The organism is Ruegeria sp. BHSB058 (assembly GCF_059613285.1).
The window spans coordinates 1-5900 of the sequence record NZ_JBXWSF010000133.1 but is presented as its reverse complement, the minus strand read 5'-3'; the positions used below and the strand labels follow the sequence as shown (position 1 = coordinate 5900).

Genomic DNA, 5900 nt, shown 5'->3' with positions numbered 1-5900 from the left:
GCTCAGCCGCCGACGCGAGCTGTTTGTCATCTCGCGAAACTCGGTTTTCGTCTACAAGGGGCAGTCGGTCAATATTCGCGAGGTGGCCGGGAAACTTGGGGCCCAGTACATTGTCGAAGGCAGCGTGCGAAAGGCCGGAAACCGGGTCAGAATCACCGTCCAGTTGATCGACAGCGTGAACGATGCGCATATCTGGGCCGAAAAATACGACCGTGAGCTGGATGATATCTTTACCCTGCAGGACGAGATTACCGCGGCCGTTGTCGCAACCCTCCCCGGACGGATTGAGGCGTCGAAAACGGATGAACTGGCGCGGAAAAAACCGTCGAGCCTTGCCGCATATGAGTGTGTTCTGGCGGCCAAGGTACTGCACCACCGCAGCACGCCCACAGACAATGCCGAGGCGGTCAAGCTGGTGGATCGGGCCATTGAGCTGGACCCCGATTATGCTCATGCCCACGCGTGGCGAGGCTGTATCCGGGGGCAGGCCTGGGGCTATGGCTGGGATCCGGACACGGTTGCGGCCCTGGCCGATGCCGAAGGCTCGATCAAAAAAGCCGCTTCGCTCGACGACAACGACCCGGATGTTCACCGTCTGATGGCGGCCTTGGAGATTGTGCGCAATAACCTCGGCAAGGCCCGCTATCATCAGGAACGCGCGCTGTCACTCAATCCGAATTACGATCTGGTCGTCGTGCAGATGGGCGAATTGCTGACATGGATGGGCAAGCCCGACGAAGGGGCCGAATGGATCGAAAAGGCAATGCGCTTGAACCCGCATCACCCACCCCGGTTCTGGAGCCACCTTGGCAAGGCGCATTTCTGCGGCCGTCACTATGAACAAGCGATTGACGATTTCCAGCACCTGACCGATCTGGACATAACGCAAAACGCGTTTGTCGCTGCATGCCATGCATGGTTGGGGAATGAGACCGAGGCGAAACGTCATGCCGACGCCGTTCGGGCGGCCAACCCCGATTTCAAGATCAGCGAATTGTTGGCGACGCTGCATTATACGCGCGACGAAGACATAAAACATTTCCAACAGGGTCTGGAAAACGCCGGACTATCCTGAGTCGCCCCGAGAAAATGGCGAGCGGACCCGATCAAGGCCCGCTCTTGATCATGATTGATCAGGTCAGGTCCTTGTAGCTGATCTCGCGCGTATCTGCGCCCGGCCCGGCCTTTTCCCGGCGCACGATCAGGCGGTTCAGCGCGTTGACATAGGCCTTGGCCGAAGCAACCACCGTATCGGTGTTGGCTGACTGGCCGGTAGCGATCATGCCATCCTCTTCCAGGCGCACGGAAACGGTGGCCTGCGCATCCGTTCCTTCGGTCACCGCGTGCACCTGATAAAGCTGCAGGTGCGCCTTGTTGGGGTAAAGCGCGCGGATCGCCTTGAACGATGCGTCAACAGGCCCGTCGCCATGTTCGGTGGCGCTGACATCCCTGCCGTCGATTTCCATTTCGATGGTGGATTCCGCAGGGCCGCCGGTGCCGCAGACGACCTTCATCGACACCAGTTGCAGATGATCCCTGGCATCGCCGCCCGAATGCATGAGCGCGATGAGGTCATCGTCAAATACCTCTTTCTTGCGGTCCGCCAATTCCTTGAACCGAACGAAGATGTCCTTGAGCTGATTATCCCCAACCTCGTAGCCAAGATTGTTCAGCTTGTCCTTGAGAGCGGCGCGGCCCGAGTGTTTGCCGAGCGGCAAGGACGTTCCGGAGAGGCCGATATCCTCGGGGCGCATGATCTCGAAGTTTTCGCGGTTCTTGAGCATGCCGTCCTGGTGGATACCGCTTTCATGGGCAAAGGCATTCTTGCCGACAATCGCCTTGTTGAATTGCACTGGGAAGCCCGACACCGTCGCGACGCGGCGCGAGATATGCATGATCTTGGTGGTGTCGATCCCGGTGTGCCAGGGCATGATGTCGTTGCGGGTCTTCAGCGCCATCACCACCTCTTCGAGTGCTGTGTTTCCGGCGCGTTCGCCCAAGCCATTGATAGTGCATTCGATCTGGCGCGCGCCGCCTGCAACGGCAGCCAGGGCATTCGCGGTCGCCATGCCCAGATCGTTGTGGCAATGGGTGGCGAAGACCACCTCATCTGCACCGGGCACGGTTTCGATCAGGCGCTTGATCAGATCGGCGCTTTCCATCGGCGCGGTATAGCCGACCGTATCGGGAATGTTGATTGTGGTGGCTCCTGCCTTGATCGCAATCTCGATCACGCGGCAGAGGTAGTCCCACTCGGTCCGGGTTGCGTCCATTGGCGACCATTGCACGTTTTCACACAGATTGCGGGCGTGGCTGACGGTCTCGTGGATCTTTTCGGCCATCTCGTCCTGGGTCAGGTTCGGGATGGCGCGGTGCAGCGGTGAGGTGCCGATAAAGGTGTGGATGCGGTTCTTTTCCGCGTGTTTCACCGCCTCCCAGCAGCGGTCGATGTCGGCGAAATTGGCGCGGGCCAGACCGCAGATTCGGCTGTTTTTCGAGCGCTGGGCGATTTCGGAGACCGCCTTGAAGTCGCCTTCGGAGGCGATGGGAAACCCGGCTTCGATGATGTCCACGCCCATTTCGTCGAGCAATTCGGCGATTTCGAGCTTTTCGTCATGGGTCATGGTGGCGCCGGGGCTTTGTTCGCCGTCGCGGAGCGTGGTGTCGAAGATCAAGACGCGGTCTTGGTCGGTCACGTTGGTCATGTCGGTGTCTTTCTTGTCTGTCCTAAAGCCATTTGGCGCGCGGGCGTCCTCCTCTGAGCGGGCGCGCCGGGTGGCACGCTCAGAGGCGGATTAGGATCAGTAGGCCACGCAGAATCGCGCCACGGGTGGTGACGTCGGTGGAGGAGATATCTGCGCGGTTGATCATGAGGCGGAGTTTATACAGCCCCGTGCGGGAATGGGAAGCGGCAAAATGACCGAAATGTACATGGTTCAGACCACGGGTTGTCCGAAATGTACCGATTGCAGAGACGGTGCGAAAATCGAGCGCCTGCGGCGCGCTCTATTGGATTTTCGTTGAGCGACACTGTCCCTCAAACTCCCTGTGGTATTTGCGACCAGAAAGAAGCGGCGAAGCGGGTCAGTCGCTTTGCGTCGTGCCGTCGGCGGGTGCCGGTTGAGCGGTTTCGTCGTTCTGGACCAGCGCGCCGTTTTCCCATGTGCCGGTTTCTTCCTGACCGTCGGAATAACGCATCCGGCCTTCGCCCTGGCGTTTGCCGTTCAGGAAGCTGCCCTCGTAGACGTCGCCATTGGCATAGGTGGCGGTGCCGATGCCGGTGATCTTGCCTTCGGTCCACTGGCCGGAATACCGGAACCCGTCCGTCATCACGATCTCGCCCTGACCGTGGCGCTGGCCGTTGGCGTATTGGCCGGTATAAACCGATCCGTCGGGATAGGTGGCCTTGCCTTCGCCGTGGCGCAGCCCGTTGGCCCAGTCGCCGTCATAGCGATAGCCGTCCGGGTATGTCATCACGCCCTTGCCGTGATTTCGGGCGTTGCGGAACTGGCCCTTGTAGACGATGCCGTTGGCATAGACCGTGGTGCCGTCGCCCTCGATCACGCCGGCGATCCAGTCGCCGTCATAGCTGGACCCGTCGGGATAGGTGATCTTGCCCTTGCCTTCGGCCAGATCGGCCTGGAAGGCACCGACATAGATCGAGCCGTCGGGATAGGTCATGCGGCCGTTGCCTTCGATCTGGCCATTGGTCCAGTCGCCGGTATAGCGGAAGCCGTCGGTCCCGACGAAGGTGCCCTGCCCGTGGCGCTGATCGTCCAGAAAGTCGCCCTCGTAGACGTCGCCATCCGCGCCGATGGTCTTGCCCTTGCCTTCGCGGCGGCCGTCGCGGAACGCGCCTTCGTAGACGTCGCCGTTGGGATAGGACAGCGTTCCGGCCCCGCTCATCTGGCCATTGGACCAGTCGCCGGTATAGGACACGCCGTCGGAAAACTGGACCGTGCCTGTACCATTCCGGACGCCGCCGCGCACGTCGCCCTCGTAGACAGAGCCATCGGCATAGGTGAACTTGCCCTTGCCGTCCTGCTGGCCATCGACCCAGTCGCCTTCGTAGACGTAGTTGTCGGCGACACGCAGCGTTCCCTTGCCATGGTGCAGGCCATTCCTGAATTCGCCTTTGTACTGGCTGCCGCTGGTGAAGACCGCAAGGCCAGCGCCGTCAAAAACGCCGTCCTTCCATTCACCTTCATAGGTGCCGCCGTCGGCATAGACGATCTTGCCCTGCCCGTGCGGTTTGCCCTTGGCAAACTCGCCCTCATAGACAGAGCCGTCGGGAAAGCGCGCGGTGCCCTTGCCTTCGATCTCGCCCTCGATCCACTGGCCGGTATATTCGTAGCCGTTGGGCAGGCGATAGGTGCCAATGCCGTGCTGCAATCCACCTTTGAAGGTGCCCTCATAGACGCCGCCGACTTCGTCTTCGGTGGTCAGGATCTGATCATCTTGGGCCCAGGCGGTTCCGGCCAGCGCGGCGAATGCCGCCGTTGCCATAGTTTTGCGGATCGAGACCATCGCTGCCCCTGTTTGCCTTGATTGCTTCAAAAATACGCTGCTCGGTAGGCCGAAACTTAGGATACCGGGGAGGGCGGGGCAATGTCTTTTGCTCCATTGGCCTTTTCCTCGGGGCGCGATCTGGTAAATGGCTTTGAATGGATGAGAGCAGGGGGGCGTCATGGCCGACCGTTTCCGTATCACTCTGGCGCAGCTCAACCCGGTGGTGGGCGACCTGTCAGGCAATGCCGACAAGGCCTTGCAGGCCTGGGAGCTTGGGCGCGCGGCGGGGGCCGATCTGGTAGCCCTGCCCGAGATGTTCATTTCCGGATACAACACGCAGGATCTGGTGATGAAGCCTGCGTTCCATGACACCGCGATCGCGATGATCGAGACCCTGGCCGAGGAATGCGCCGACGGCCCGGCACTTGCCATCGGCGGGCCTTGGGTTGAGGAAGGCAAGCTGTATAACGCCTATCTGATTCTGAAGGGCGGCAAGATTGCCAGCCGGGCGCTGAAGCATCACCTGCCAAACGAGACCGTTTTCGACGAGGTGCGCATTTATGACGCCGGACCTTTGGGGGGGCCGTATTCGGTGGGCAACACGCGTGTCGGCAGCCCGATCTGCGAAGATGCCTGGCACGAGGATGTGGCGGAAACACTGGCGGAAACCGGGGCAGAGTTCCTGCTGATCCCGAACGGGTCGCCCTATTTCCGCAACAAGACCGAACTTCGCATCAATCAGATGGTGGCGCGGGTTGTCGAAACCGGTTTGCCGCTGATCTATCTCAACATGGTTGGCGGGCAGGATGACCAGGTGTTCGACGGGGGCACCTTTGCGCTGAACCCCGGCGGTGAACTGGCGTTGCGGATGCCGGTGTTTGACGAGGCGGTGACCCATCTTGATCTGCAGCGTGGCGACGATGGCTGGCGTATCGTCCCCGGCGAGATCGCGCCGCAGCCCGACGAATGGGAGCAGGATTACCGCACCATGGTGCAGTCGTTGCGCGACTACATGGCCAAGACCGGGTTCAAGAAGGCGGTTCTGGGCCTGTCGGGCGGTGTGGATTCGGCGCTGGTCGCGGCCATCGCGGTGGATGCGCTGGGGGCCGGGAACGTGCGTTGTGTCATGCTGCCGTCGGAATATACCAGCCCCGGGTCTCTGGAGGATGCCGAGGCGGTGGCGAAGGCGCTGGGCGTCCGGTACGATCATGTCCCGATTTCGGAAAGCCGGGCGGCGGTAACACGCACGCTGGCGCCGGTGTTCGAGGGGCTGCAGCCGGACATCACCGAGGAAAACATCCAGTCGCGCCTGCGCGGGCTGTTGTTGATGGCGATATCGAACAAGTTTGGCGAGATGCTGTTGACCACCGGCAACAAATCCGAGATCGCGG

At 61.0% G+C, this 5900-nt stretch carries 4 protein-coding genes; 2 read left to right on the top strand and 2 right to left on the bottom strand.

The window, feature by feature from the left end:
• Positions 1–1075 (top strand): tetratricopeptide repeat protein (locus AC2FNB_RS20225; RefSeq protein ID WP_496748577.1); only part of this gene is annotated, 1075 nt, incomplete at its 5' end.
• A gap of 58 nt (positions 1076–1133) precedes the next feature.
• Here the strand turns inward: AC2FNB_RS20225 and AC2FNB_RS20220 are convergent.
• Together AC2FNB_RS20220 and AC2FNB_RS20215 are read right to left on the bottom strand one after the other, a co-directional pair.
• Entirely contained in the window at positions 1134–2705 is a 1572-nt protein-coding gene (locus tag AC2FNB_RS20220) for a 2-isopropylmalate synthase (protein WP_480751793.1), read from the bottom strand.
• 379 nt (positions 2706–3084) lie between these two features.
• Entirely contained in the window at positions 3085–4527 is a 1443-nt protein-coding gene (locus AC2FNB_RS20215; protein ID WP_496748576.1) for an MORN repeat-containing protein, read from the bottom strand.
• A 160-nt stretch (positions 4528–4687) separates the two neighbouring features.
• On the opposite strand from AC2FNB_RS20215, the gene AC2FNB_RS20210 reads away from it, so the two are divergent.
• Positions 4688–5900 (top strand): NAD+ synthase (locus AC2FNB_RS20210; RefSeq protein ID WP_496748575.1); only part of this gene is annotated, 1213 nt, incomplete at its 3' end.